We start from the raw sequence: 25596 nt of genomic DNA, 5'->3' as shown, positions 1-25596 counted from the left end.
GCCGCAAGCCCCGGGGCCATGCCCATAAGGTTGCGGCGGCGCCTGTATCTTTAGGCCCGGCCGATGGCCGGGCCTAAGCTATTCTTCGTGTTTGCAACCGCTACTTCTGCTTCGTCTGTTCCCGTAGGCGCGTCGCCGCTGCTGCGACTCCGCGACGAAACCTTTGACCCCGCTACTCCCGGCTCCTACAATCTCTACCTGCTGGCAGGCCCCCGCCGCCTGCGCCTGGCCGTAGCCGATGCCGAGCGCCGCAAGTTCGTGGGCCTGGAAGACTATGAGCTGCCGGTGGGCGCCCTGCCCGACCTGGCCGCCCAGCACGACTTCCTGAATACCCGCGGCTGGAATGAAGTGCGGCTGGCAGTTAGTGGCCGGGCCTTCACCCTGCTCCCGGCTCCGCTGTTCCACCCCGGCGATGAAGCCGCGGCCCTGCGCCTGCATCACACCCTGGCCCCCACCGAAGTGGCCCGCCACTTTGGCCACGGCAGCCTGGAGCTGGTCAACATCTTTGCCGTGGAAACTGCCGTGGCCGACTGGCTGGCCACTACCCACGGCCCGGCTGGCCGCCTGCTGCATCATACCAGCGCCCTGCTGGCCGGCGTGGCCCATCAGCGGCGGGCAGGTACTGCCCGCCAGCTTTACCTGAACCTGGGCGAGCACGAGCTTACCCTGGTGGTGCTGGGTGCCCAGCTGGAGTATTGCAACGTGTTTGCTTTTGCCTCGGCCGAGGACGTGGTGTATTACACCATCCTCGTTATGCAGGAGCTGGGCCTCAACCCCGACCAGGACGAAGTAACCGTATGGGGCGAGCTCACGCACGACTCGGCCGTATTTGCCCTGCTGCGGAGCTACCTGCGGCAGGTACGCTTCGGCGACCGCCCCCTCGACGTGCAGTACAGCTACCGCCTCAACGACGTATTCGAGCACCGCTACTTCGATGTACTGAGCCTGCACTTCGTTTGATGTGCTGGCTTTTTAATGTGCTGATGTGGCGATAGGCTGATGTGCTGGCTCTGGGCCAAGAAGCTGAGAAGTACAAACCCGCTTTTCTCAGAAACAATTTTTAATTTTTAATTCTTAATTTTTAATTTTTAATTAAAACAGCCATGCCGCGCATTGCCTTGTTCCCTGGCTCGTTCGACCCCTTCACCAATGGCCACCTCGACGTGGTGCGGCGTGGGGCTGTGCTTTTCGACCAGGTTATTATTGCCATTGGCGACAACAGCAGCAAGCAGCGCTACTTTCCGGTCGAGCGCATGGTGGGCATGATAAGCAGCGTGTTTAAGCACGAGCCCAAGGTATCGGTGTGCTCCTTTAAAGGCCTTACCGCCGAGTTTGCCCGTGAAGTTGGAGCGGGCTTTCTGCTGCGGGGGCTGCGCAACACCACGGATTTCGAGTACGAGAACACCATTGCCCAGGTCAACCGCCACATTAACCCGGGCCTGGAAACCGTGTTCCTGATAACCTCGCCGGCCCTGGCGGCCATCAGCAGCACCATCATCCGCGAGATTCACCGCTTTGGCGGCGATGCCCGGCAGTTTGTGCCCTTTGAGCTGCCTGCCGCCACTAAATAAGTCAGGTTGCGCAGTATAGCGGGCAAACTTCAGAGGGGCGGTGTTCGTCAGCCATGTCCCGACCCTTCGGAACCAAGCGAAGCGTTCCGCCGCTTGGGTTAGGCAGTGCTATTCCGAAGCCCGTTTGCCTCTTTTAACCCTCCCCGTTTCGGCCCTTTTACGCCATAATCAGCCAAAGAAGCCGCGTCACTGCTTCTTTGCTACGGGTGTGCAGCCTGCCCAGGCTTACATCTTTTTCGATACCACGCGCAGCCCAAGCAGCTGCCGGGGGCGCCCCATCTCAAAGACGGGCATAACCAGGTACTTTTCTGAGTTGAGCTTCAGATTGCCCTGGTACATTATCTGTTCTTCGTCGCTGCCTAGCAGAATGAAGTCGCTCACCTGGTGGGTATTGATGTCGAAGGTGACCACCATATTCAGGGGGCCCAGCTGAAGCAGCGCGGCTGAGTCGGTATAGATGCCCCGCTGCTTAAGCGGCAAGGTAACCGGGTCGACAAAACCGGCTGGCAGGGGCTTGGGGGGCCCCACCCGCTGGTACAGCTCGTCGATGCTTAAACCCAGGAAGGCCGACACATCCACCACGGGGCCGGCAAAGTGACGGCCGGGACGGGCGGCTACCTTACTGCTGTTTTGCTCATGCGCGCCCGAGCATCCCCCCCAGCCTACAGAGGCCGTCAGCAGGGCAAGTGCTACAAATGTCTGACGTGGCCGCATAGGCACGCAAGATAGGACTATTTTCCGGCGGCCGGGGCCTCTTTGGCGGCCGGCTTGCCGGCAATATTGCTTAAATAGTGGCGCATCACCAGCGCGATGGAGGCGTAGGAATCCTCCAGCTTGGCCAGTGCTTCCTGGGGGCTCATCCAGCGCACTTCTTCGATGTACTCCTCGGCCTGGGGCTTCATCAGGTTGTCGTCGATGCACTTCATCACGTACCAGCTGGTCTTTTTCAGCATCTTGTTGCCTTTGTAGGCATAGCTGTGCCAGGTGCTGGGCAGCTTCTGGCCCAGCTCCAGCTTGATGTTGGTTTCCTCTTCCACCTCGCGCACCGCGCCCAGGGCGGTGTCTTCGTCGCTTTTGAGCTTGCCCTTGGGCAGGTCCCATTTGCCAAGGCGGTAAATCATCAGCACCTGGTCGTCTTTCACCACCAGGCCACCGGCGGCCTTGGCAATCTTAAACTGGTCTTTGAGGTGCAGGGTGATGTACTTCTTCTTTTTCACCAGCATGGTCAGCGACTTCAGCTTTTTCAGCTTTTTCACTTCCATCAGCCGCAGCAGGCGGTCGATAAACAGTGGCCCGGCATCGCGCACCAGCACGTCGCCCACCAAATCCTTGGACGTGAACTCGTCGTCGGGGTTGAGCACCAGGTCGTATTTATGTTTGTATACTTTCTCGCTCTGTTTTTTGATAACCAGCGGAATGTCGTTGATGAAAATATTCATCGCAAGGGCAAAGTGAAGGGCGTTAGGACTAGCGAAACACGGGGTTAGCGGCGGGCAGATGGCTAAACGCACGGCCATCGGCAGCGGCCGCAAGATACACGGCGGTGCCGGTTTGCACGCCCGCCGCATCTTTGCGGCATGAAGCGCATCGGCTTACTTTCCGACACCCATGGCTACCTCGACGAGCGCATCGCCCACCACTTGCGCGGCTGCGATGAAATCTGGCACGCCGGCGATTTCGGCGATGCCGCCGTGGTCAGCCAATTGCAGACGCTGGCACCGTGTTTCCGGGGCGTGTACGGGAATATCGACGGCGCGGACGTCCGCCGTACCCAACCCTTAGTGCAAGACTTTGAGCTAGAAGGCCTGCGCGTACTGATGACCCACATTGGCGGCTATCCCGGGCACTATTCCCCGGCCGCCCGGCCCCTGCTGGCGGCCAGCCGCCCCGGGCTCTTCATTTCGGGCCACTCCCATATTCTGCGGGTTATGCCCGACGCCCGGCTGGGTTTGCTGCACCTCAATCCGGGAGCGGCCGGGCGGCACGGCTTCCACCAGGTGCGCACCTTGCTGCGCTTTGGCATCGCTGCCGGCAAGGTGGTGGAGCTGCAGGCCGTGGAGCTGGGCAAGCGCACCGGCCTATAGGCACTTTGGCTGCCCCCAGCAGAAACCGACAAGCCCTGCCACCTGGCTAGCAGGCGGCAGGGCTTATGGATGTATAAACCGGCTGCAAGGCAACGGCCCGGGATTGGCAGGCCGTTAGGCTACCTTAAGCGTTGTCTTCGGCGGTGTTGTCGCCCGAAACGGCTTCTTTCACCGACTCCACAACGTCGGCGACTACTTCTTTCACCTTCTCAACTACCTGGGTAGCGGTTTCGGCTACGGCAGCTACGGCACCGGCTGCGCCCTTCTTGGGGAAACGGGCTTTGAGCTCTTCCAGGTCCACGTTTTTCAGAACGGGAGTACGCAGCAGGTTCTTGATGATGTTCTGCTTGTTGTTGGCACGGGCAATGTTCTTGCGGTGCTTACGCTTCAGACGGGTAACGGACATGGTGCCGAGTTATTTAAAATCTAGGGTCTTACGAAATGGAGGGCAAAAGTACGCCTTTGATTTCGAAAGTGCAAGTCCGATAGGCATTTTGCCGGGCTAAAGGCTGGCCAGGCCCCGGGGCAGCGCTTTGTAAGAGCTACTTTTGTAGTCGCCTGGTGCTACATCTGCAGCCCTTGGCTTTCCTGCTCCCACTTCCTGCCATCCCCTCTCCAACCTGCTTCCATGACTTCTCCGGCTTCTTCTCTTCCCTTCATCGACCTCCGCTCCGACACCGTTACCCGTCCTTCTGCCGGCATGCTGCAGGCTATGTTTTCGGCCCCTGTGGGCGACGACGTGTACGAGGAAGACCCCACCGTGTGCGAGCTGGAAGCGGTGTCGGCGGCCCGCTTCGGCCTCGAAGCCGGCCTGTTCTGTCCTTCGGGCACCATGGCCAATCAGATTGCCATCAAGGCCCACACCGAGCCGCTGAGTGAGGTGGTGTGTGAACAGACGGCCCACGTATACCTCTGGGAAGTAGGCGGCATCGCCTTTCACTCCAGCGCTTCGGTGGCGCTGCTGGTTGGCGACCGGGGCCGGGTCACGGCTGCCCAGGTGCGCGACGCCATCCGGCCCGAAAACCTGCACTACCCCACCACCAGCCTTATCTGCCTCGAAAACACCCACAACCGCGGCGGCGGCACCTGCTATGCCTGGAACGACATGCAGGAAATTGCCGACCTGGCCCGGCGCGAAGGCATTGCCCTGCACCTCGACGGCGCCCGGGTGTTCAACGCCGTGGTGGCAACCGGGCAGCGCTCGGAAGACTACGGACAGCTGTTTGACTCCATCTCGGTGTGCCTGTCGAAAGGGCTGGGCACGCCCGTAGGCTCGGTGCTGCTGGGCTCGGCGGCCTTTATTCGCAAGTGCCGCCGCATCCGCAAGGTGATGGGCGGGGGCATGCGGCAGGCGGGCTACCTGGCCGCCGCCGGCCTGTATGCCCTGGAGCACAACGTGGAGCGCCTGGCCGACGACCACCGCCGCGCCGCCCAGCTCGCCGAAGCCCTGCTGCAGCAGCCCTACGTGACCGACGTGCTGGCCCCGGAAACCAACCTGGTAATTTTCCGCCTCGCCGACCGCCTGCCGGCCGTCGACTTCCTCCGCAACCTCGAAGAGCAGGGCATCCGGGCCAGCAGCTTCGGGCCGCAGTGGATACGCTTCGTTACCCACCTCGACGTGGACGATGCCGGCATTGAGCGGGTGCTGGCGGCGCTGGGTAAAATCAGTTAAAAGTTGAGAGTTATGCTCGTCCCAAAGTGCATTGCGGAACGTCTGGCGGATGTAGAGACGCAACATTTTGCGTCTCCTCGTTGAACGATACCCGAACGATGCGAACAGCGCAATCCCGGCTTTAATGGCGCAGTCCCGCAGACGCAAAATGTTGCGTCTCTACATCGTTCAGGTTTCGCAGACCATTTCGCGAGAACTATAAAAGTTAAAGCCCCTGCGTGTCGACCTGGGTTTCGGTGGCCCTACACCGGGTTTTCCCCAAGCTCGAAGGCAGTCTGTACAAGGCCAACAAACCTAAGGAGAGAGTAAAAGAGCATACCGCCTTTTAACTCTTAATTTTTAACTTTTAACTCAAAAAAAGGCGTGCAGAGTTAAGCCCGCCGGCTGCGCTTGGACAACCCCAGGATAGTAGCCCCGACTACGGCCGCGGCCAGCGAGCCCAGCAGCACGGCCAGCTTGGCTACGTCGATGGCCGCGGGGTCGGAAAAAGAAAGCGTGGCGATGAAAATGGCCATGGTGAAGCCGATACCGGCGGTGAAGCCCAGCCCAAGCATCTGCGGCCAGCTCACACCCTCGGGCAGGCGGGCCCAGCCCAGGCGCACCAGCAGGGCCACCACGCCCACAATGCCCAGAGGCTTGCCCAGGAACAGCCCGCCGGCAATGCCCAGCGCCATGGCCGAGGTAAGCCCGACCGTGGCCGCTGCTCCCAGCACGATGGTGGTGTTGCTGAGGGCAAACAAGGGCAGCAGCACGTAGCTGACCGGCCGCTGCAGCAGCCGCTCCAGCACAGCCACCCGCCGCAGGGGAATGGTGAGGGCCAGCAGCACGCCGGCCACGGTGGCGTGCACGCCCGACTGCAGCACGCAAAACCACAGGGCAAGGCCCAGCAGCAGATAGGGAGTCAGCTTGCGCACCCCCAGCCGGTTCAGGCCCAGCAGCAGGGCAAAAAAGCCGGCGGCGCCGCCCAGGTAGCCCCAGTGCAGGTTGCTGGAGTAAAACACGGCAATGATGAGCACGGCCATCAGGTCGTCGATGATGGCCAGGGCCGTGAGGAAGATGCGCAGGCTGGGCGGCACGCGCTTGCCCAGCAAGGCCAGGATGCCCAGCGAGAAGGCAATGTCGGTGGCGGTGGGAATGGCCCAGCCGCTGGCGGCCGGCGTGCCATAGTTCAGGGCCAGGTGGATGAGGGCGGGCATGGCCACCCCGCCGACGGCCGCCAGGGCCGGCAGCAGGGCCTGTCGGGGCTCGGCCAGCTCGCCCTCCAGCACCTCGCGCTTGATTTCCAGGCCCACCGTGAAGAAGAAGATGGTCATCAGCCCGTCGTTTATCCAGTGGCCCACCGAGCGGTAGAGGATGCCGTGGCCCAGGTGCTGCTCCCAGATGGCGAGGTACTGCGCGCCGAAGCGGCTGTTGCTCACCAGCAGCGAGGTGATGGTGGCCAGAATCAACAGTAAGCCCGCCAGTTTGCCGCTTTCGGATAGTTCTCGGATGGGGCTGAACGCGCGGCGAATGGGCATGTGAGGCGGAACGGGTACTACAAAAAAGGGGTTAACAACCCCGATATTGGGCAAAGTTATTCCTTCCCGCCCCGCTTTCTCTTCCACATGTCGTTTGCCAACCTCCCGCCTTCCCTGCCTTCCTACGACCTGCAGGCCGCCATTGCCCACCTCTCCGCCGCCGACCCACAGCTGGGCGCCCTTATTGCCCGGGGTCGGGAAATCAAGCCCGCCGCCCACGAGGATTTGTACCTGGCCCTGCTACGGGCCATCGTCAGCCAGCAGATTTCGACCAAGGCGGCCGCGGCGGTGTGGAAGCGCTTCCTGGCCCTGTTTCCACCGGAAGGCTACCCCGAGCCGCGCGACCTGCTGCAGATGGACGACGACACCCTGCGCGGGGCCGGCCTGTCCCGGCAGAAAGCCGGCTACCTCAAGGCCATTGCCGAGTACAACGAGCGCGGCCTGCTCGACTACGACCACCTGACCAGCCTCGACGAGGAAGCCTTTACCCGGCACCTGACCGCCATCCGGGGCGTGGGCCGCTGGACGGCCCAGATGCTGCAGATGTTTGCCCTGGACCAGCCCGACGTATTCTCCGAAGGCGACCTGGGGGTGCAGAACGCCATGCGCCGCCTCTACGGCCTGGAAGAAACCGGCCGCGCCCTGCAAAAGCGCATGCTGCACATTGCCGAAGCCTGGCGCCCCTACCGCACCCTGGCCTGCAAGTACCTCTGGCAGTCGCTGGACAACGGCACCCAGATTCCACCCACGGTTTGATTTTAGTGATGGGGTAATGAGGTGAGAAGGTGATGAAGTAGAAAAAGAACGTCATGCTGAGCATTCCGCGCATCAAGCGGCGACGCAGCGCAGGCTAAGCATCTTTACCACGAGGGTAAACTCATTCAAAAAGGATTACTTCCCCTGGCAAGATGCTTAGCCTCCGCTCAGCATGACGTTCTATTTTCTTCATCAGCACATCACCCCATTTGCACATCAAAAAATTAGCACATCAGCACATCACCCCATCAAAAAATCAATTCCTTCCCTTGAGCTCAAACACTTCTTCCCGCACAAATAAGTCGCCTTTTTTGCGCAGGATGGCCAGGTTGTTCACGTTGAGGCGCAGGTTATAGGTTTCCTGGTTGAGGTAGCGCAGCACGGGGCCCAGCACATCGGGCGTGGTGTCGTGCAGGGCCAGGGAGAGGTGGGGCAGCCAGCGGTCGGGCAAATAATATGGGCTGGGGCGGCAGAGCGGAGCCGTCACGTCGAGCACGCGCTGGTGCAGCAGGTTGAGGTCGTTGGAGCGCAGCACCGGGATGTAAATCACCGGGTTCTCGCCCGGAAAAACACCCAGGCCGGTTGTAAAGCCCGAGAAGGGGGGCGTGGTAGCGGCAACTTCCTGCAATACCTGCTTCAGCTCATTCAGACGGCGGGTGCCGGTGAGCAGGTAGGTAAGGTGGGGGTCGGGGGTGGCCTGCACGTCGTCGAGGCCGAACTTCACCTCCAGCTCTTTAATAATGCGGCTGATGCGCTGGGCATTGCGGGGATTGAGCAAGGACGTTATGGCAAGCATCAGACGGAAAAAAGGGTGAAGAATCGACGGGGCTGCTCTCGCGGCCACAGACGGAAGGGACTGGCCAAAGCCAACATTACGGTCGTTCCGGAAAAGCGACGAAGGAACGGCCCGGCTCAAAAATAGCCGGGCCAGCTAAGAAGCCGGCTAAACGGCCGCTGCTAAGGCTTGGTGGCCGCGAGCTGCCGGTTGAAGGCCTCGCTTTGCCCCCGGGGAATGCTGAGCGAGACAAACTCCCCGGCCCGAATGATTTTGGCCAGCTGCACCAGCTGCCCGGCGTGGTAGGCGTAGTGTGCCACCTGCCGCTGCAGGGCACTCAGCACCGAGTGCGGCTCCTGCCGGATGGTGACGGTGCGCAGCAGGTCGGTGGGCTGCAGCTCGTCGAGCAGGTTGAACAGAATATGCCAGGCAGCCTCCCACTCCTGCTTAAGCGAAGGAATAGCCGCTGCAGCCGCCGGTTCCTCAAACTCCCGGTCGCGCTGCCGGTCGGGTTTTTCGCCGTCGCTGCTCAGGAAGTCGGTAAAGCGGGAGCGCAGGTTGCCAATCATGTGCTGGACGATGACGGCGGCGCTGTTGGACTCCGGCGCGGGCACAAACAGCCACTCGGCATCGGCAAGCTGCGCCAGGGCGCGGTCGGCCAAGGACTTGTAGCTGCGAAAGCTGTGGCGAAAGGAAGCCAGCACGGCCGGGGCCAGCTCAGAAACACTAGCATTTTCCATGGAGAAGGCGGGGCCCAGCCAACCGGTACCGCACGGGCTGGCGGGCCGGCCAACTTACTCTTTTTTTGGCGAGTCTCAAACCAGTGCCCGCTTCGGCCGTTGGATGCATAACCCTGCCCGGCCTGTTCACCGTTACCGGTCCATCTGATGCGCTGTGTCTGAATCTTCGCCTTCTCCCTCTGCTTTGCCTGCCACTGCCCGGCGCCGCGTTCCGCGCTGGCTGTGGTGGCTGCTGGGCACGCTGCTGCTGGTAGCAGGCCTGCTGGCCCTGGCCCGGCACTGGCTCGACCCCTGGCTGCGCCGCAAGCTGGAGCAGCAGGTAAGCCAACAAACCCAGGGACAATACCGCCTGCAGGTGGCGGGGCTGGAAACCAGCCTCTGGGAGCGGGCCGTGCGGCTGCGCGGCCTGCGCCTGCGCCCCGCAGGTGCGGTAGCCGACACCCTGCCCCGCCTGCGCCTCGACGTAGGCCGGCTGCACCTGACCGGTGTGGGCCTGCTGGCCCTGCTGCGCCGCGGCACCGTGCCGCTCGACAGCGTGGTGCTCGACTCGGTGCGCCTGCAGCTGCTGGCTTTGCCCGCGCAGCCCACCCGCAAAGCCGGCCGCCCCCTGCACGCGCAGCTGCCCCTGGGCCTGACGGGCCTGGAAGTGGGCTACCTGGGCCTGCTCCATGCCCAGCTGCAGTATGGCCCCGCCACCCAGCCCCAGGCGCGGGTGGAGCAAGCCCAGGTGGTGGCTCACGAGCTGCTGCTGAGCGCTGCCGGGGCGGCCGACACCCAGCGGGTGGCCTATGCCATGAACTGGCAGCTGCACCTGCAGCAGGCTCAGGCTGCTGGGGCAGGCCACCGCGCCGCCGCCCACCGCCTTCGTCTCGCCACCAAGCAGGGCTACCTGACCATCGACTCCCTGGCTGTGCAGCCGCAGCCGGCCGGAGTGGCCTCTGCCAGCCAGTCCCGCATCAACCTGACCTGGTCTCGTCTGGCTCTCACGGGAGTTCAGACGGCCGCACTGCAGCACCAGCGCCGCTTCCGGGCCGATTCGCTGCTGCTGCAGGCACCACAGCTCAGCTATAGGGCGGCCGCCCAGCCGGCAGCCACCACCTGGCAGCAAGCGCTGCGGCCCTACCTGCGAAGCCTGGAGCTAAGCCACCTGCGCCTGCGCGACGGGCAGCTGCGCGTAGCGGGCACCACGGCGGCGCCGGTGCTGCGCGGCATTGAGGTCAGCGGCGCCGGCGTTCGGCTGGACTCGAGCTTCCGGATGAGCCCGCGCCAGGTTCTATTTGCGGAGTCCTGGCAGGCCTCGCTGGGCCCCAGCGAGGCCCGGGCAGCTGCTCACCACCTCCGCCTGCAAAGCCTGCAGCTTTCGACCAAGGCAGGCACCTTCTCCCTGAGCTCGCTGCGTATAGTGCCGCCTAAAGTTCGCCAGGGCGGCGCCGTGCGCGTCGACCTCACCCTCCCCCGGCTGTCCCTTACCGGCCTGCAGCCCCTGGCCCTGCAGCATCAGCACCAGCTGCGGGCCGATGCCCTGCAGCTGCTTACACCGCACCTCACCTTCCAGCCGCCCAGCCAGCCACCGCCTCCCATCTGGCAGCTGCTGGCGCCGGTAGCGCGGCGCGTCGACATTGCCCGTGTTAGCCTGCGCGACGGCTACCTGCACCTGCTGCGCCAGGAGCACGCGCCGGTCATCCGCCAGCTGAACGTAACCGGCACTGGCATCCGCATCGACTCGGCGGCGGCGGCCGACACCCGCCGTATTGCCTATGCCCGGGACTGGCAGGCCGACGCCGGCCGCCTGGCTACGTCCTTTGATGCCCCCTTCTACCAGGCCAGCAGCCAGCGCGTGCGCCTGAGCACAGCCACTCAAACCCTACGCTTCGAAGGGTTGGCCCTCACCCCGGCCTTCTCGGCCGTAACCACCAACCTGCGCAAAGGCTACCAGGCGCCAGCCATCAGCGTCCGCCTGCCCTCACTTACGGCTACGGGCTTCGACTTTCATCAACTGGCTCACCGGGGGCAGTTTCGCATCGCGCAGGTGACGGCCCAGGCCCCAACGGTGCGCATCTCCTCCGACGGCCGCGGGCCCATCAATCCGCACCGCTCGAAGATTACGCCCGAGCAATTCCGCCAGCTGCCCGTATTGCTCGACATCCGCCGCCTCGACATCCGCAATGGCAGCCTGCACTCGCGCTACCGCAGCCCGCTCACTCCCGAAACCGGCAGCATGAGCATCACCCGCTTCCAGCTTACCTTCCGTAACCTCAGCAACGACCCGCGCCGGCAGAGCGCCCGCACGCCGCTTACGGCCCAGGCCAGCGCCTACCTGGCCGGCCGCTGCCGCATGGATGTGCAGGCGGCCATAGCCTTGCTCGATGCCCAGGGCCGCCACCGGGTGTGGGGGACTTTCGGGCCGGCACCGTTCAGCATTCTTAACACCATCACCGTTCCTACGCGGCTGGTGGAATTTAAAAAAGGCCAGGTGCAGCGCATCCGCTTCCAGCTGCAGGCCGACAAGCAGCAGGTAACAGGCAGCATGCGCGCCGAATACACCGGCCTGCAGCTGCGCCTGCTCAGCTACAAGGACGACGAAGTAAAGCAGAGCTTAGCCAAGCGCCTCCTGTCTAAAGCAGCCAACGTAGTGGTTATCCGCGACCAGAACCCGCGCAAGGGCGGCAAGCTGGCTTTAGGCGAAATGACTTCCCGCCGCGAGTCCCGCTTCTCGGTGTTTACCCTCTGGCGGCAGGGCGTGGTAAGCGGGCTGTTTCACAGCGTGGGCCTGCCTCAAATGCAAGCGCAGAAAATCAGTGAGTTCAAAGATGAGGCGCCGCTGCCGAAGTAGGCATTGCGGCTCAGCTGCTGGCTGTTGGGGCCATCGCCTGGTTTGCAGATAATGGCTTTGGTTTCTTACTATAGCAAGCTATAGCCAGAGGCTTTCGTCCGCAAGCCCTGACAAAGCCGTACCTTTCAGCAGCATTAGCTGAGCCCTGGCGCCTGAGTTAACTCCCTTAGGCTGCTGCTTCTCATCTCCAAGCTGCTGCCCAACCTTAGTATCCTGCTTATGGCCATTCTGGTTTTCTTTGCCGCCCATTGGTATTTGTCGCTGTTTACCCAGACGTTTTTCCACCACCGCTACGCCGCCCACCGCATGTTCAGCATGTCGTACGCCTGGGAGCGGGTGTTTTTCGTCTTCTGCTACCTCATGCAGGGCAGCAGCTTTATGTCGCCCAAGGCCTACGCCCTGCTGCACCGCATGCACCACGCCTACTCCGACACCGAGAAGGACCCCCACTCCCCGCACTTCTCCAACAACGCCTTCATCATGATGTGGAAGACGCGCACCGTGTACCAGGAGTGCGTGGCCGGTACCTCGGTGGCCGCCCAGCGCTTTGCCGGCGACTACCCGGAGTGGGCTTCGCTGGAGGAGTTTGGCAACAAGTGGTACTCCCGCGTGGGCTGGGGCGTGTTCTACATTCTGTTCTACGTGCAGTTTGCCACGGCCTGGTGGCAGTACCTGCTGCTGCCCATTCACTTCACCATGGGCGCTTTCCACGGGGCCATCGTGAACTGGGCCGGCCACAAGTACGGCTACCAGAACTTCGACAACAACGACAAAAGCCGCAACTCCCTGTTTTTCGACTTTCTCACCGGCGGCGAGCTGTTTCAGAACAACCACCACAAGCTGCCCAGCCGCGTCAACTTTGGCGTGAAGAAGTGGGAGATTGACCCCACCTACCCCGTTATCTGGACCCTGGACAAGGTCGGCATTATCCGGCTGCGCACGCCCAAGTCGGAAGCCATTCCCATGTCGCCGGATTTGGCCTCTGCGGCCTAAGCGCGCTTAACCCATAAAAAAGGCTGCCCCGCTTCGGGGCAGCCTTTTTTAGGTCTTTACAAGTCATGCTAGCGGCGGGCGCGGCTTTGCTGGGGCGTAGCTTGCCGGGGCAGGGTTTCGGGTACGCCACCCTTGGTCAGCTTCAGCGCCTGCACGCGCCCGGCCTTGTTCAGCACAAACTCCACGGTGCGGTCGGGGTTTTTCGGGTTGAAAAACTTGCGGGCCGACTCGGGCACCAGGGGCGTGTCGAGGCTTTGCAGGTAGAGCTGGCCATTGGCATGGAGGATGGTGGTTTCGCCGTATTGGCCCGCAAACGCTGCCAGCCCGGCCGGGGCCGCGGGCAGCGGCCGGTGCACGTAGGGCAGCTCCACGGCTTTACCAAACAGGATGCCCGCCAGCCCGTAGCTAATCCAGTGCGACTCGGCCTGATTGTTCGACAGCACGGTGACGAAAATTCCGTCCTCGGGGTAGCGGTCCAGCGTGGTCATGGCCCCGAAATAGCCCCCGCTGTGGGTCAGCAGGTAATGCCCCTGGTTGTAAAACGGGTTGATGAAGATGCCGTAGCCATAATGGTCGAAGAAGCCCTTGCCCGGAAACTGCTTGTTGTGCTGGGTGGCCATTAGGGCCTTGGAGGCTTCGCTGAGCAACGCCGTGCCCCGCATGGCCTGGTCCAGCCGGGCCAGGTCGCCCGCGGTGGAGTACAGCCCGTCGTGCCCCACGTTGAGGTCCCAGTTGATGGCGGGGTTCTTCACCAGCACCGTATCCTCGCGGTAGTACAGCCGGGCCAGGCGCGGCACCAGGGCCGTGTTGCTGTGCAGGCCGGTGTTGGCCATACCCGCCACGGCGAAGATGTTGCGCTGCAGGTATTCCCCGTACGACAGGCCCGAGGCTTTTGCAATGATGCAGCCCAGCAGGAAGTACCCCACGTTGCTGTACGAGAGGCCTGTGCCCGGGGCAAACTTCAGGGGCTGCCGCCGCATATACGCCAGTGCCGAATCCTTGGGCACCGACATCTGCTGCAGGTACACCTCCTCAAAGTCCAGGGCCAGCCCCGCCGTGTGGGTCAGCAGCTGGTGAATTGTGATGGCCTCGCCGCTTGGGAAGCCCGGCACAAACGTGCCGAGCTTGTCGGTAAGTCGCAGCTGGCCACGCTCCACCAGCTGCAGGATGGCCAGGGCCGTGAAGTGCTTGGAAATGGAAGCGAGGGCAAACCGCGAATCCAGGGTGTTGGGCACCTCCCATTCGCTATCGGCCAGCCCGTAGGCCCGGTGCAGCAGCACCGTGTCGTGGCGGGTTACCAGCACCACCCCCGCAAAGTTGTTGACGTCGTGCTGCCCTTGCATGTAGGCAGCCAATTTGTTCTGGAGGGGTGTGGGCTGGCTTTGCGCGAGGGCCACTGGCCCGGCCAGCGCCAGCAGCAGCCCAAAAATTCTGAGGCGCATGAGTTAGGGTATATTATGGTCTTGGCGAGGTGCAGTTGGCAATGATTTTTCGCAGGGTGACGTCGAACTGCGTCAGCTCGTCCTCGCTTAGCCCCTGCAGGGCCGTCTGCTGGTTGAGTTGTATGGTGGCGCTGAGCTGAACCAGGGTCTGCCGGCCCCGGTCCGTGAGGCGCAAGACTGATTTTCGCCGGTCGGTGGAGCGCTCGGCCCGCGCCAGCAAGCTTTTTTGCACCAGCAGCTCAATAATGCGGGTGATGGAGGCTTTGTCTTTAAATACCAGCTCGGCCAGCTCCTGCTGGCTCAGGGCGGGGTGCTTGCTCAGCACCATCAGGGCCAGGCCCTGGTCTACCGTCAGGTTGTCCATCACCTGGTCGATGTTCTGCTGGCAGAGCCGGCGGTAGCCCTTGATGGCCTTCTCAAGGGTGTAGAGGACGGTTTGGGCTGGGGTTTCGCGATGCATAGGCTGGAATTGATGTTGCAAATGTAGTTGATATATCAACCATGCTATTCACCCCGCCTTTCTCTTTTGTCAGGTTTTATCCCTGAGGTTTATCGTGCCTGCGCCCCCCTCCCCGCCCGGGAGCAAAATCTGCCCGCGTGGGGTTTAGTATCTTTGCCCCCGATACCCTTCGCGCAATGATTTCAATTTCCGACCTCGACTTCCATTTTGGCTCCCGCACCCTCTACGACGGCGCCAGCCTGCACATCAAGCCCAAGGACAAAATCGGCCTGATTGGCTTGAATGGCACGGGCAAGTCGACCCTGCTGCGCCTGCTCGTGGGCGAGTACAAGCCCGACGGCGGCTCCATCTCCATGAGCAAGGACGTGAGCCTGGGCTTCCTCAACCAGGATTTGCTCAGCTATGAAACCCACGAAAGCATCCTCACCGTGGCCATGCAGGCCTTCGAGGAAGCCCTGGAGCTGCAGGGCAAGATTGAGGAAGTGCTGCTGGAGTTCGAAACCAACTACACCGACGAGCTGGTGGACAAGCTGGCCAGCATGCAGGAGCGGTTCGAGGCCCTGGGCGGCTACACCATGCAGGCCAAGGCCGAGGAAATCCTCGAAGGCCTGGGCTTTTCGACCGAAGACCTGCAGAAGCCGCTAAAGACCTTCTCCGGGGGCTGGCGCATGCGCGTGATGCTGGCCAAAATCCTGCTGCAGCAGCCTTCGCTGCTGCTGCTCGACGAACCCACCAACCACCTGGACTTGCCCTCCATCAAGTGGATTGAGAACTACCTGGCCGACTACGAAGGCGCCGTCATCATCGTATCGCACGACCGCGCCTTCCTCGACCGCACCACCAACACCACCGTGGAAGTAACCGGCGGCAAGCTGGTGCCCTACGCCGGCAACTACACCTTCTACCTCGAAGAAAAGGAGGAGCGCAACCTGATTCAGAAGGGCGCCTTCGAAAACCAGCAGGCCCAGATTCGCCAGGCCGAGCGGTTTATTGAGCGCTTCAAGGCCAAGGCCAGCAAAGCCAAGCAGGCCCAGAGCCGGGTGAAGATGCTCGACAAGCTGGAGCGCATCGAAGACGTGGCCCAGGACGCGGCCAAGATTAACATGAAGTTCCAGTTCAAGGTGGAGCCCGGCCGGCACATCCTGCGCATGGAGCACGTCACGAAGAAGTACGACCAGAAGCTCATCTTCCGCGACACCCACGTGCACATCGAGCGGGGCGACAAAATCGCCCTCATCGGCGCCAACGGCAAGGGCAAGTCCACGCTGATGCGCCTGGTGGCCGGCACCGAGGCCCCCACCGCCGGCAAGCACCAGCTGGGCCATAACGTCATCATGTCGTTCTATGCCCAGCACCAGCTCGAAAGCCTGAACGTGGACAACGAAATCCTGCAGGAGATGAACGAGGCCGGCTCCAAGCGCAACGAGATGGAGCTGCGCTCGGTGCTGGGCTCCTTCCTGTTCACGGGCGACGAGGTGTTCAAGAAAATCAAGGTGCTGAGCGGGGGCGAGAAAAGCCGTGTGGCCCTGGCCAAAACCCTGATTTCCGAGGCCAACTTCCTGCTGCTCGACGAACCGACCAACCACCTCGATATGGTGTCGGTAAACATCCTCATTCAGGCCCTGGAGCAGTACGAGGGCACGTTCATCGTCATCAGCCACGACCGCTACTTCGTGGAAAATGTGGCCACCAAAATCTGGTACATCGAAGACTACCAGCTGAAAGAGTACCCCGGCACCTACGTGGAGTACGAGCAGTGGCAGGAAGACCGGGAGAAAGCCGCCAAGAAAGCCGGCCTGCCCAGCCCCTCGGCGCCCAAGCCCCTGCCCAAAGAGGAGCCCAAGCCGGCTCAGAACAACAGCAACGAGGCCAAGAAAGCCGCCCGCGAGCTGCAGGAGGTAGAGGCCCGCATCACCGCCCTGGAAAAGGAGCTGGCCACCTACGAAGCCCAGCTGGCCGACTCCAGCATCTACTCCAACGCCGCCCAGCTCAAGGACACCACCCTCAAGTTCGAGGCCGTGAAAAAGGAGCTGGCCGCTCAGACGGCGCGCTGGGAGCAGCTAATGTAACTGGCTCTTACAGCATTGAATGCAAACGGCGCTGTTCCCTGGTGGGAGCAGCGCCGTTTTATATTTACGCCAGCGGACGACTTGCGGGCGGACTGGTTGCAGCTACCCGCAGGTGACGATTTTGAAGCACTTCACTCTCAGGCAAGCCTGACCTTTGATAGATACACTAAGCTTGGCTTAACCACTGCACCGCCGCCTTGGGTGGCTGCTGTTAGCTTAATAATTTCTCGCTAAACCACTAAAAATTAAACCCGATATTAAGCCCTGGTTCGGGAAATACAAATTTAGACCATTTATCATCCAGCTGTTTAAATCCATCGGGCAATTCTGTATGATAAGCACGATGAGTCATGCAAACGGATGGTTGAAAGAAAAATTTGTCCTTGAAGAGCTTAATGTGATAACCAACACGGTATGAATTGAAAACCTGAAAGCCATCATCAATTTTCTTACCGTTGTCATTCACAAAAATTTGCCAGGTAGGCATTACATCAAGCTGGGCATACAAGCCTTTCCATAAAAATCGTGTGTAAGACGCTGTTACGCCATACTCCCGAACATAGCCCGGAAATCTTTCTTCTGGCTTTTTGTAGGCTTTGCTTAAAAATGGATGAATACCATTTGGCCAGGCATATTTCCAGGTTTTTGGAGCAAAGGCGATTACATCTCTTCCTGTAACCCGATAGCCTATATTGAGTTGAGCGAAGTTGGGCGGGTTTTCTGTATCAAGGTTACCTAACAGAACAAAGAGAGAGGTTCCAACGAACCAGCGTTTGTGAGTGCTGTCAGCTTTAGCATACTGTGCTTTAACGTGTAGCGTGCTTGACGCCATTAAGGCGAAACCGATGAATACAATCTTCTTTTGCATTCCTTTACTTGTTTAGGTAAAATGATGCGGCAAAAGTAGATTGACGGGCTACCGTAGCTCGTTCACTTAAGTTAAGAAATACGTATTAGCTCTTTTTTTCAAAGATTCTCGCCCTTAGCCTGCTTAATGATTGTGGCTTAATACCTAAATAGCTTGCTAATTGATGTTGTGGAACGCGCTGAATGAGGTCTGGTCTTGTTTGTATCAAGTTCAGGTATCGTTGCTCTGGTGAAGAAGTTTTGAACTCATCAAAAGCATTTTGTTGCTTGGCCAACAATTCCTCCGACAGCATTCTGCACATTATTTCAAATTTCGGAAACTTACTGTTTGTTTCTTCCTGCATATCAGAGTTTGAAACAATAAGAATACAGTCTTCAACACAGCCAATAAAATACTCCGAAGGCGCATTGCTTATAACGCAATGAGGGGTTAAGGCGTCCATCTCCGTGAAGAAAGCAGTAGTTTTTTCTTCACCGTCTATGATGTAATATTTACGGATGCATCCTTTTAAAACAAAATAGCTGTCGTCTGATAGTTGACCTTCTTTAAGTAAAGTTTCCCCTTTCTTCACCGTGCGGAAGATGTCCAAGGAGAGTATTGCCACCTTCTCTTCCTCTGTCAGAGAAACGTATCTCTCTATAAAGCCAAACAGTATATCCTTCATTGTTTTGCTGCTGTTATTACTGTTGTCTGTTACACTTGCCATCAACTTAAAAGGCTTGCTGTCAGGTGTGGTATTGGCAGCGACACTGCTCAGTAAAGGTAATCAGGTGCCGGGCTATCCGTCAGCTCAATAGTGTTGCTTCTGCCAGCCTTTCACCTGGGGCTGGGGCGTGGGCCGTCCAGACGGCCGCCGGGGAGCAGCTGGTATAGCCGCCTTCGCCATTAAATACTATTAAAAAGGCGCTGCTCCTTCCCGAGCAGCGCCTTTTTAATGACTTTTGCCAGCATCATCGGCATTGTTCAAGCAGAGCGGTTCCCGGGCTTAGTAGTGTAACCCAGCCCACCCCCTTCTATTACCAAGCTACCGCTGGCCAGAATCGATTCCTACTTAATTCTGTTAAGCTCAACTGCGTTCTGCAGCCCGACAATGGCTTCAAACACCTCGTCTTGATTTTTTACGTCTGACCATCCTTTCCGGGAGAGCTCTGCTCTCACCTCCTCTTCCGATTTCTCCTTTACAAGATGATAAAAGGCAAAGTCCACTACTTCAAGCGGTACTCTCTCAATTAAATAGCTGGTAAAAGCAGATGCTACCCTCGGATATGCGATTAGCAGTGTTAAACCAATTTGAACTACCCAGCTTATCAGCAGGCCTATCCAACCGGTATTCAGCTTATTAATGGTTAAGCCTGCCGAGAGCCTCATTTTCATAAACTCCCCAAAACCGATTCTGTCTAAGTTATGCAGACCAGTAAGGATTTCATACTGAAAATACTGGTTCGACAGATAAGTTAAAATCACTATTGCCAGGAGCAGATACTGCAGCTTACTGAAGTCGGTGAAGTTGGAGAGCTTGATTAGATGTTTCAGCGCATAAGCAATTACCAGTGCGACTAAGAATTCAAAAAGGCCGATTATATACACGCCTTTTATAGAAATAAATGCCAGCACAAACCCTAAAATAAGGGCAACAGCCAGCCCGCCAGCAATTACAATTATAAAGTTGGGAGCTTTCGTTGCTACAGGCTGTGGCAATGCCTCAGGAATAACGTAATCATTCCATTTATTCTTTTTCTCAGTTTCTTCTTCAAGCTCTTTTAATGATGCCCCGTCAAAGGCTTTAAGGGTTTCTTCGAATGCGTAGATGAAGAGCTTTACCCTTTTTGAATTTCTTCCCAAATCCCACATCTCGTTGCCCAGCGACTCACTTTTGACCGTCACCTCCCCTGCTTCATAGCTTATTGTTATTGCTTCGGTGTACTGCTCAAACCCCAGGGATTTGACTTTGCGCTTCGCCTCGACGTTACTATCGTCTTTATATACTAAGTCCCAATTCAGCTTTTCTAGAGTCTTTTCAGTAATGGCGATAAAAACAGTACTGTTTACGCTCGTCCTGAATTTCTCGCTGTATTTAGGAGTAAAGCCGACACTGTGCTTGGTATTTACAGTTTTCTCAAACGATTTCAAAACCTCATCCATACTTTAAATCCTGGCCAGGACGCACTGTTTACTGTTGCTATCAATTTTTTACTACAGAGCCTGAACGGTGGGCTTCAGAAAGTCCTGGGCCGGCTGCAGGGGCCAGCAGCGTCAAATGTAGCTGCTGGCTGCCGGCTACATCACCCCATAAATAAGAGCGCCGCCAAACAGAAACGAGAAAGGTGAAATCAGCTGAAAGTACAGGGGTTTAATGAGTACCGACCATTTATGCGAGTAGCCATAGTGCAGGCGCCGCGGAATGATATATAACATCAGGGAAGTACCCAGCATAAACCACCCCAGCACCTTAAAAACGTCCGGGTACTTTGAGTAGTCGGCGTACAAAATCAGTCCGGCAGCCGGAATCATTCGAATTGTTATTTCGGCGTAATTAATCAGGTTGGTACTGCCGGCCCTGGACAGAATATGCCGCGCCTTTTTTGGTGCAAACAGCATAAGGAAGCCCGCTCCAATCAGAAAAAGCCCAAAAAGAACCACTATCCATTTGGCGAGTATAGTCATCGGAGCAAGAAGCGGGCTTTATTATTCTGAGGGCAAAAGGCCAACAGATTTTATGGTACAAACATATAGCTGAACCCCAGAAGTAAAAGCCGGTGGCTATCAAAACCGTTTTGTGCCAGGCCATGTCTTGCCTGCCGTTGGCAGCGGTGCTTCCTGAGCTTATGGCTTTTGCTGCTTGGCTCTGCGCGAGGCTGTGCCAGAGGCCTGCGACCAGCAGAATAAGGCAACGCCCTGCCCCTCACTCCCGCCTGCGTACCGGCCGCTGTTCAGCTGTCGCAACCATTTCTTTCTATTCCATCGGTTCAGCCCACCAGCTAAGACAAACTGCGGCCGGCTGTACTTTCGCAGCATGCGCTTCCCCCTTGCCCTTCCCCTCCTGCTTCTGGCTACCGCCTGCGTGCCCCTGGGCACGCCCATCACCGACCCCAATGGCACGGCCAGCGCGCCCGGCCAGAAAGCGCCGGAGTATTACGCCGACAAAACCATCCGCTACCAGGACTACGTGTACGACCCCAGCGTGAAAAGCGTGCAGTGCTACGTGGCCACGGGCGTCAACACCGAAGTATTTCAGCCGCCGGTGGTGCCGCTGGGCCAGAGCCAGGCCATTACGCTGGAGTTTGACGTGCTGGGCGGGCAAAGCCAGCGCCTGCTGGCCAAACTCGTGCACTGCGACGTCGACTGGCAGCCTTCGGTGCTGACCGACATGCAGTTTTTGAGCGAGATAAACGAGTTTCTCATCACCGACTACCGCACCGGCGTGGGCGGCAAAACGCCTTATTTCCACTACCGGATGCGGGCCCCGGGCGTGAAACTCAGCGGCAACTACCTGCTGGTGGTCCAAACCTCGGCCGGCGTGCCGCTGGTGTCGCGCCGCCTGCTGGTGTACGAAAACCGCGTGCAGGTAAGCCTCAAGCCGGGCATCGTGGTGGGCGGGCAGGAGCGCTACACCATGCAGCAGCTCGACTTTGCCGTGGGCTACGGCGGCGTGCAGCTGGTAAACCCCGCCGCCGAGGTGAAGGTGGTGCTGCGTCAGAACTTCCGCTGGGACAATGCCAAGTATAACCTGCGCCCCACCTTCGTGCGCGACGCCGACCGCCGCCTCGAATACCAGTACTTCAACTTCGAGAATGCCTTTCCCGGCCTGAGCGAGTACCGCTTCTTTGATACCCGCTCCATTCAGGCCGCCGGTCTGAGCGTGCAGAGCATTAACACCCGCACCGCCCCCACTGCCGTGACGCTGGTGCCGGAAACGCCCCGCGGCACCCTGGCCTACAACCAGTACCAGGACGCCAATGGGCAGCGCGTGTTCGAAAGCCGCGAGTTTGGCGACGGCCGCACCAACGCCGACTACGCCAACGTGACCTTTCAGCTGCGCACGCCCCAGCCTGCGCCAGGCCCCGTATATGTGCTGGGCGCCCTCAGCGACTGGCAGCTGAAGGACGAGTTCAAGCTGGCCTACGACGAGGCCCAGGGCCTGTACACCGGCACGGCCCTGCTCAAGCAAGGCTACTACAACTACAGCTTCGCCGTGGGACAGGGCGCTGGCAAGGCCCCCAATGAAGTGTACTTCGAGGGCAGCCACCAGCAAACCGAAAACCAGTACGACCTGCTGGTGTACTACCGCCCGCCCGGCACCCGCGCCGACCTGCTCATTGGCTACCAGGCCGTGACCATGAACAACCGGCAGTAGGTGGTTTGGTAATGAGGTGAGGAGGACAGAACGAAACTCCCCTCTTTACCAAGGAGGGATATTTTCGCTTCAGCGAAAATTGGGGTGGTCAGGGCGTCTGCGCCGGCAGAAAGAGTTGTTCAGGCATTTATCGTTCGGATGTTGTTCTAGCGGAGTCAACCACCCCAGCTAAGCCTGCGGCTTAGCGTCCCCTCCTCATCTGAGGAGGGGAGTTATGCTCTGCCTTCATCACCTCATCACCAAAACCACCTCCTCACCTCATTACCTCATCACCTGGTCCCAACCCGCTCCCTCTCCCACTCGTTTGTAAGCCCAACCACCGCGCCGCCTGTGGCGCGGCCTTTCCGCTTACAACCATGAACCTATCTTTTTTCAGAGGCCTGCCCCTCAAGGCCCTGCTGCTGCCCCTGGCGGGCTTCACCAGCTCGGTGATGCAAGGCCCCAAGCCCGACCCGCAGGTGATTGCGCAGTTTGGCCTGCTCGACAACAGCAACCTGCAGTCCTTCATCGATGATAAAGGCCAGCGCATGGTGCAGGTATCGGACCGCCCCGGCAACTACGGCTTCACCATCGTCGACTCGCCGGTTATCAACGCCTTTGCCACGCCCGATGGCCACGTGTACTTCACCCGCGGCATCATGGCCCACTTCAACAGCGAAGCCCAGTTTGCCGGCGTGCTGGGCCACGAGCTGGGCCACATCACGGCCCGGCACGGGCAGAGCCAGCAGCGCCGGTCCACGGCCGCCGGCATCGGCCTGCTGCTGGGCTCCATCGTGGCGCCCCGCGTGACGCAGGCCGTGGGCGGCATTGCCCAGCAGGGCCTGGGCGTGCTGTTTCTCAAGTACGGCCGCGACGACGAGCGCGAAGCCGACCAGCTGGGGGTGAAGTACTCCACCAAAATCGGCTACGACGCCAGCCACATGGCCGACTTCTTCCAAACCCTGCAGCGCAACGAGCAGCAGAGCGGTGGCAGCTCGGTGCCTACCTTCCTGTCGTCGCACCCCAACTCCGGCGACCGGTACAAAACCGTTAAGAACCTCGCCGCCCAGGCCCGGCAGCAAACCGGCGGCACCCTGGCCGTAAACCGCGACCAGTACCTGCGGGCCATCGACGGCCTGGCTTACGGCAACGACCCGCGCCAGGGCTTTGTGGAAGGTGGTGCCTTCTACCACCCCGAGCTGAAGTTCCAGTTTCCGGTGCCCCAGGGCTGGAAGCACCAGAACTCGCCCGACAAGTTCCAGATGGCCGAGCCCAACGGCAAGGCGATGCTGGTGCTGATGGCCGGCGGGGGCAGCTCCCTGGAAGATGCCGCTCAGTCGCTGGCCAAGCAGATGAGCCTGCAGGGTGCCCAGGCCCAGAAAACGACCATCAACAGCTTCCCGGCCATCGCCATTCAGGGCGACCAGCCCGCCCAGCAAGGGCAGCAGGGCGGGGCCCGCGTACTGGCCCACCTCATTCAGGACGGGCAGACCATCTACGCCCTGGTAGGTCTGACTTCACCCTCGGCTTACTCCACCTACGCCACCACGTTTAGCCGGGTGGCCCAGGGCTTCCAGCGCCTCACCGATGCCAGCAAGCTCAACCGCCAGCCCGAGCGCATCCGCATCAAAGCAGCGGCCGGTGCCACCTCCCTGGCCCAGGCCCTGTCGGCGGCCGGCGTGCCGGCGGCCCGCCACGAAGAGCTGGCCATTCTCAACGGCATGCAGCGCAACGACCGCCTCAGCCCTGGCCAGCTCTACAAGGTGGTGGCCCGCTAGGTTGACGCCCGTGCAGATTAGCTGCCACTAATTTCTTAGCGCTATTTAAAGCAAAGCCCGCCCTTGTACGACTTAGTCGGTGCGGCGGGCTTTGTTCTGTTCGGTTATGCCCGCCGCCCGGCTGCTACTTATAACCTGCTTTGCTAAGCTGCGTTTGTATGACGAGCCGGATATGCTGATTTACCTTTTCGCCTTCTCATGAATACTTCCCTGCGCCTTAGCGGCGGTGCCCTATCTGTTCTGCTGCTGCTCAACTCCTGCACTACCAATCCAGTAACGGGCAAGAAAGAGGTTACCCTGGTCTCGGAAAGCCAGGAAGTGGCCATGGGCCAGCAGTCGGACCCGGCCGTCACCGCGCAGTTTGGCTTGTACCCCGACAAGAAGCTGCAAAACTTCATCGACGACAAAGGCCAGAAGATGGCGGCCATCTCGCACCGCCGCAACCTGAAGTACCAGTTTAAGATTGTCGACTCGCCGGTTATCAACGCCTTTGCCGTGCCCGGCGGCTACGTGTACTTCACCCGCGGCATCATGGCCCACTTCAACAACGAGGCCCAGTTTGCCGGCGTGCTGGGCCACGAAATTGGCCACATCACGGCCCGGCACACTGCCCAGCAGCAAACCAAGGCCATTTTCGGACAGGTAGGCCTGATTGGGGCCATGATACTCTCGCCCCGCGTGGCCGAGTTTGGCCAGCAGGCCATGCAGGGCATGCAGCTGCTCTTCCTCAAGTTTGGCCGCGACGCCGAGCGGCAGTCCGACGAGTTGGGCGTGGCCTACTCCTCCCAAATCGGCTACGACGCCAGCCAGATGGCCGACTTCTTCCAGACTCTGTCCCGCGAGCAGCAGAAGTCCGGTGCCGGCGCCATTCCCGACTTCCTCTCCACCCACCCCAACCCCGAAGACCGGTACAACACCGTGAAAAGGCTGGCGGCTGAGTGGAAGCAGAAAAACGCCTCGCCCAGCACCAAGATGGTGGTCAACCGCGACCAGTACCTCAAGCTCATCGACGGGCTGGTGTACGGCGAAGACCCCAAGCAGGGCTTCGTGGAGAACAGCATGTTCTACCACCCCGAGCTGAAATTCCAGTTTCCCGTGCCCCAGGGCTGGAAGCACCAGAACACGCCCCAGCAGTTTCAGATGGCCGACCCCGCCGGCAAGGCCCTGCTTATTCTCACCACCGCCCCCGGCAACAGCGTGGACGAGGCCACGCTGGGCATCAACAAGCAGCTTAACCTGCAGCTGATTGACTCGCGCCGCACCACCATCAACGGTTTCCCCACCATGGTCTTCACCGCCGACCAGGTGCAGCAGGACCAGCAAACCGGGCAGCAGGTGGCCGGCGTGCGCGTGCTGGGCCACGTCATCCAGGACGGCAAAACCATCTACGCCCTGCTCGGTGTGTCGGCCCCGGCCGACTTCCCCAACTACACCGCCACCTTCACTAACACCGCTGCCGGCTTCCAGCGCCTCACCGACGCTGACAAGCTCAACCGCCAGCCCGAGCGCATCAAAATCAAAACCGCCCAGCTCAGCACCACGCTGGCCCAGGCCCTCACCCAGCAGGGCGTGCCCCAGGCCCGCCATGAAGAAATGGCCATCCTCAACGGCATGCAGCTCACCGACCGGCTAGGCGTGGGCTCGTTCTATAAGGTGGTGGGGCGGTAGTCTGAACCACGGATTGACACGGATTTTTCGGATTACA

Annotated in this window: 24 protein-coding genes; 12 read left to right on the top strand and 12 right to left on the bottom strand. The window is 59.9% G+C overall.

What is annotated here, in order from left to right:
- Positions 1 to 87 precede the first annotated feature (87 nt).
- Both ABD919_RS08920 and coaD read left to right on the top strand, forming a co-directional pair.
- Complete coding sequence (locus ABD919_RS08920) at positions 88 to 960, top strand: DUF3822 family protein (RefSeq protein WP_345235646.1); 873 nt, start codon at positions 88 to 90, stop codon at positions 958 to 960.
- 143 nt (positions 961 to 1103) lie between these two features.
- On the top strand, positions 1104 to 1571 hold the full coding sequence (coaD, locus tag ABD919_RS08915) for a pantetheine-phosphate adenylyltransferase (RefSeq protein ID WP_345235645.1): 468 nt from the start codon (positions 1104 to 1106) through the stop codon (positions 1569 to 1571).
- Between the two features lie 225 nt (positions 1572 to 1796).
- Here coaD and ABD919_RS08910 read toward each other — a convergent pair whose 3' ends face one another.
- A complete protein-coding gene (locus tag ABD919_RS08910; protein ID WP_345235644.1) occupies positions 1797 to 2285 on the bottom strand; it encodes a hypothetical protein in 489 nt (162 codons plus the stop codon).
- 17 nt (positions 2286 to 2302) lie between these two features.
- Positions 2303 to 3010, bottom strand: a complete 708-nt coding sequence (locus ABD919_RS08905; protein ID WP_345235643.1) for an NUDIX hydrolase — start codon at positions 3008 to 3010, stop codon at positions 2303 to 2305.
- Between the two features lie 138 nt (positions 3011 to 3148).
- On the opposite strand from ABD919_RS08905, the gene ABD919_RS08900 reads away from it, so the two are divergent.
- On the top strand, positions 3149 to 3655 hold the full coding sequence (locus ABD919_RS08900; RefSeq protein ID WP_345235642.1) for a metallophosphoesterase family protein: 507 nt from the start codon (positions 3149 to 3151) through the stop codon (positions 3653 to 3655).
- Between the two features lie 124 nt (positions 3656 to 3779).
- On the opposite strand, the gene ABD919_RS08895 is transcribed toward ABD919_RS08900, so the two are convergent.
- Positions 3780 to 4061, bottom strand: a complete 282-nt coding sequence (locus ABD919_RS08895) for a hypothetical protein (RefSeq protein WP_345235641.1) — start codon at positions 4059 to 4061, stop codon at positions 3780 to 3782.
- Positions 4062 to 4283: 222 nt separating this feature from the next.
- Between ABD919_RS08895 and ABD919_RS08890 the strand changes: the two genes are divergently transcribed.
- Positions 4284 to 5327 carry a threonine aldolase family protein gene (locus ABD919_RS08890; protein ID WP_345235640.1) on the top strand — a complete coding sequence of 348 codons (1044 nt, stop codon included), beginning with the start codon at positions 4284 to 4286 and terminating at the stop codon, positions 5325 to 5327.
- A gap of 371 nt (positions 5328 to 5698) precedes the next feature.
- Here the strand turns inward: ABD919_RS08890 and nhaA are convergent, their stop codons facing one another.
- The gene (gene nhaA, locus ABD919_RS08885) at positions 5699 to 6844 is read right to left on the bottom strand and encodes a Na+/H+ antiporter NhaA (protein ID WP_345235639.1); all 1146 of its coding nucleotides are present in this window, start codon (positions 6842 to 6844) and stop codon (positions 5699 to 5701) included.
- 87 nt (positions 6845 to 6931) lie between these two features.
- On the opposite strand from nhaA, the gene ABD919_RS08880 reads away from it, so the two are divergent.
- Positions 6932 to 7600, top strand: coding sequence for a DNA-3-methyladenine glycosylase family protein (locus ABD919_RS08880; protein ID WP_345235638.1), 669 nt, complete (start codon positions 6932 to 6934; stop codon positions 7598 to 7600).
- A 256-nt stretch (positions 7601 to 7856) separates the two neighbouring features.
- Here the strand turns inward: ABD919_RS08880 and ABD919_RS08875 are convergent, their stop codons facing one another.
- Complete coding sequence (locus ABD919_RS08875; RefSeq protein ID WP_345235637.1) at positions 7857 to 8396, bottom strand: 2'-5' RNA ligase family protein; 540 nt, start codon at positions 8394 to 8396, stop codon at positions 7857 to 7859.
- A gap of 161 nt (positions 8397 to 8557) precedes the next feature.
- Entirely contained in the window at positions 8558 to 9115 is a 558-nt protein-coding gene (locus tag ABD919_RS08870) for a DUF1572 family protein (protein WP_345235636.1), read from the bottom strand.
- 184 nt (positions 9116 to 9299) lie between these two features.
- On the opposite strand from ABD919_RS08870, the gene ABD919_RS08865 reads away from it, so the two are divergent.
- Both ABD919_RS08865 and ABD919_RS08860 read left to right on the top strand, forming a co-directional pair.
- Positions 9300 to 11948 (top strand): hypothetical protein, encoded by a 2649-nt coding sequence (locus ABD919_RS08865; RefSeq protein WP_345235635.1) that lies wholly within the window; start codon positions 9300 to 9302, stop codon positions 11946 to 11948.
- Between the two features lie 219 nt (positions 11949 to 12167).
- A complete protein-coding gene (locus ABD919_RS08860; RefSeq protein ID WP_345235634.1) occupies positions 12168 to 12941 on the top strand; it encodes an acyl-CoA desaturase in 774 nt (257 codons plus the stop codon).
- Positions 12942 to 13009: 68 nt separating this feature from the next.
- On the opposite strand, the gene ABD919_RS08855 is transcribed toward ABD919_RS08860, so the two are convergent.
- Together ABD919_RS08855 and ABD919_RS08850 are read right to left on the bottom strand one after the other, a co-directional pair.
- On the bottom strand, positions 13010 to 14383 hold the full coding sequence (locus ABD919_RS08855; protein WP_345235633.1) for a serine hydrolase domain-containing protein: 1374 nt from the start codon (positions 14381 to 14383) through the stop codon (positions 13010 to 13012).
- A gap of 13 nt (positions 14384 to 14396) precedes the next feature.
- Positions 14397 to 14843, bottom strand: a complete 447-nt coding sequence (locus ABD919_RS08850) for a MarR family winged helix-turn-helix transcriptional regulator (protein WP_345235632.1) — start codon at positions 14841 to 14843, stop codon at positions 14397 to 14399.
- A 176-nt stretch (positions 14844 to 15019) separates the two neighbouring features.
- Here ABD919_RS08850 and ABD919_RS08845 point away from each other — a divergent pair, with 176 nt between their 5' ends.
- A complete protein-coding gene (locus tag ABD919_RS08845) occupies positions 15020 to 16912 on the top strand; it encodes an ABC-F family ATP-binding cassette domain-containing protein (RefSeq protein ID WP_345235631.1) in 1893 nt (630 codons plus the stop codon).
- Positions 16913 to 17150: 238 nt separating this feature from the next.
- Here ABD919_RS08845 and ABD919_RS08840 read toward each other — a convergent pair whose 3' ends face one another.
- Together ABD919_RS08840 and ABD919_RS08835 are read right to left on the bottom strand one after the other, a co-directional pair.
- Positions 17151 to 17780 (bottom strand): hypothetical protein, encoded by a 630-nt coding sequence (locus ABD919_RS08840; RefSeq protein WP_345235630.1) that lies wholly within the window; start codon positions 17778 to 17780, stop codon positions 17151 to 17153.
- Positions 17781 to 17865: 85 nt separating this feature from the next.
- Positions 17866 to 18444 carry a Crp/Fnr family transcriptional regulator gene (locus ABD919_RS08835; protein WP_345235629.1) on the bottom strand — a complete coding sequence of 193 codons (579 nt, stop codon included), beginning with the start codon at positions 18442 to 18444 and terminating at the stop codon, positions 17866 to 17868.
- 4 nt (positions 18445 to 18448) lie between these two features.
- On the opposite strand from ABD919_RS08835, the gene ABD919_RS08830 reads away from it, so the two are divergent.
- Positions 18449 to 18577: a hypothetical protein gene (locus ABD919_RS08830; protein WP_345235628.1), complete on the top strand. Its 129-nt coding sequence runs from the start codon at positions 18449 to 18451 to the stop codon at positions 18575 to 18577.
- A 250-nt stretch (positions 18578 to 18827) separates the two neighbouring features.
- On the opposite strand, the gene ABD919_RS08825 is transcribed toward ABD919_RS08830, so the two are convergent.
- Both ABD919_RS08825 and ABD919_RS08820 read right to left on the bottom strand, forming a co-directional pair.
- Positions 18828 to 19922 (bottom strand): hypothetical protein, encoded by a 1095-nt coding sequence (locus tag ABD919_RS08825; protein WP_345235627.1) that lies wholly within the window; start codon positions 19920 to 19922, stop codon positions 18828 to 18830.
- A 135-nt stretch (positions 19923 to 20057) separates the two neighbouring features.
- Positions 20058 to 20291, bottom strand: a complete 234-nt coding sequence (locus ABD919_RS08820) for a hypothetical protein (protein ID WP_345235626.1) — start codon at positions 20289 to 20291, stop codon at positions 20058 to 20060.
- 502 nt (positions 20292 to 20793) lie between these two features.
- Between ABD919_RS08820 and ABD919_RS08815 the strand changes: the two genes are divergently transcribed.
- The 3 genes from ABD919_RS08815 to ABD919_RS08805 all read left to right on the top strand — a co-directional run bounded on the left by ABD919_RS08815 (position 20794) and on the right by ABD919_RS08805 (position 25559).
- On the top strand, positions 20794 to 22134 hold the full coding sequence (locus ABD919_RS08815) for a type IX secretion system plug protein (protein WP_345235625.1): 1341 nt from the start codon (positions 20794 to 20796) through the stop codon (positions 22132 to 22134).
- Between the two features lie 356 nt (positions 22135 to 22490).
- Complete coding sequence (locus ABD919_RS08810) at positions 22491 to 23891, top strand: M48 family metalloprotease (RefSeq protein WP_345235624.1); 1401 nt, start codon at positions 22491 to 22493, stop codon at positions 23889 to 23891.
- Positions 23892 to 24089: 198 nt separating this feature from the next.
- A complete protein-coding gene (locus tag ABD919_RS08805) occupies positions 24090 to 25559 on the top strand; it encodes a M48 family metalloprotease (RefSeq protein ID WP_345235623.1) in 1470 nt (489 codons plus the stop codon).
- Positions 25560 to 25596: the final 37 nt, after the last annotated feature.

Source organism: Hymenobacter saemangeumensis (assembly GCF_039541835.1).
Taxonomy (GTDB): domain Bacteria; phylum Bacteroidota; class Bacteroidia; order Cytophagales; family Hymenobacteraceae; genus Hymenobacter; species Hymenobacter saemangeumensis.
Note: the sequence above shows the minus strand (reverse complement) of the source record. Positions and strands in the feature narration are given on the sequence as shown.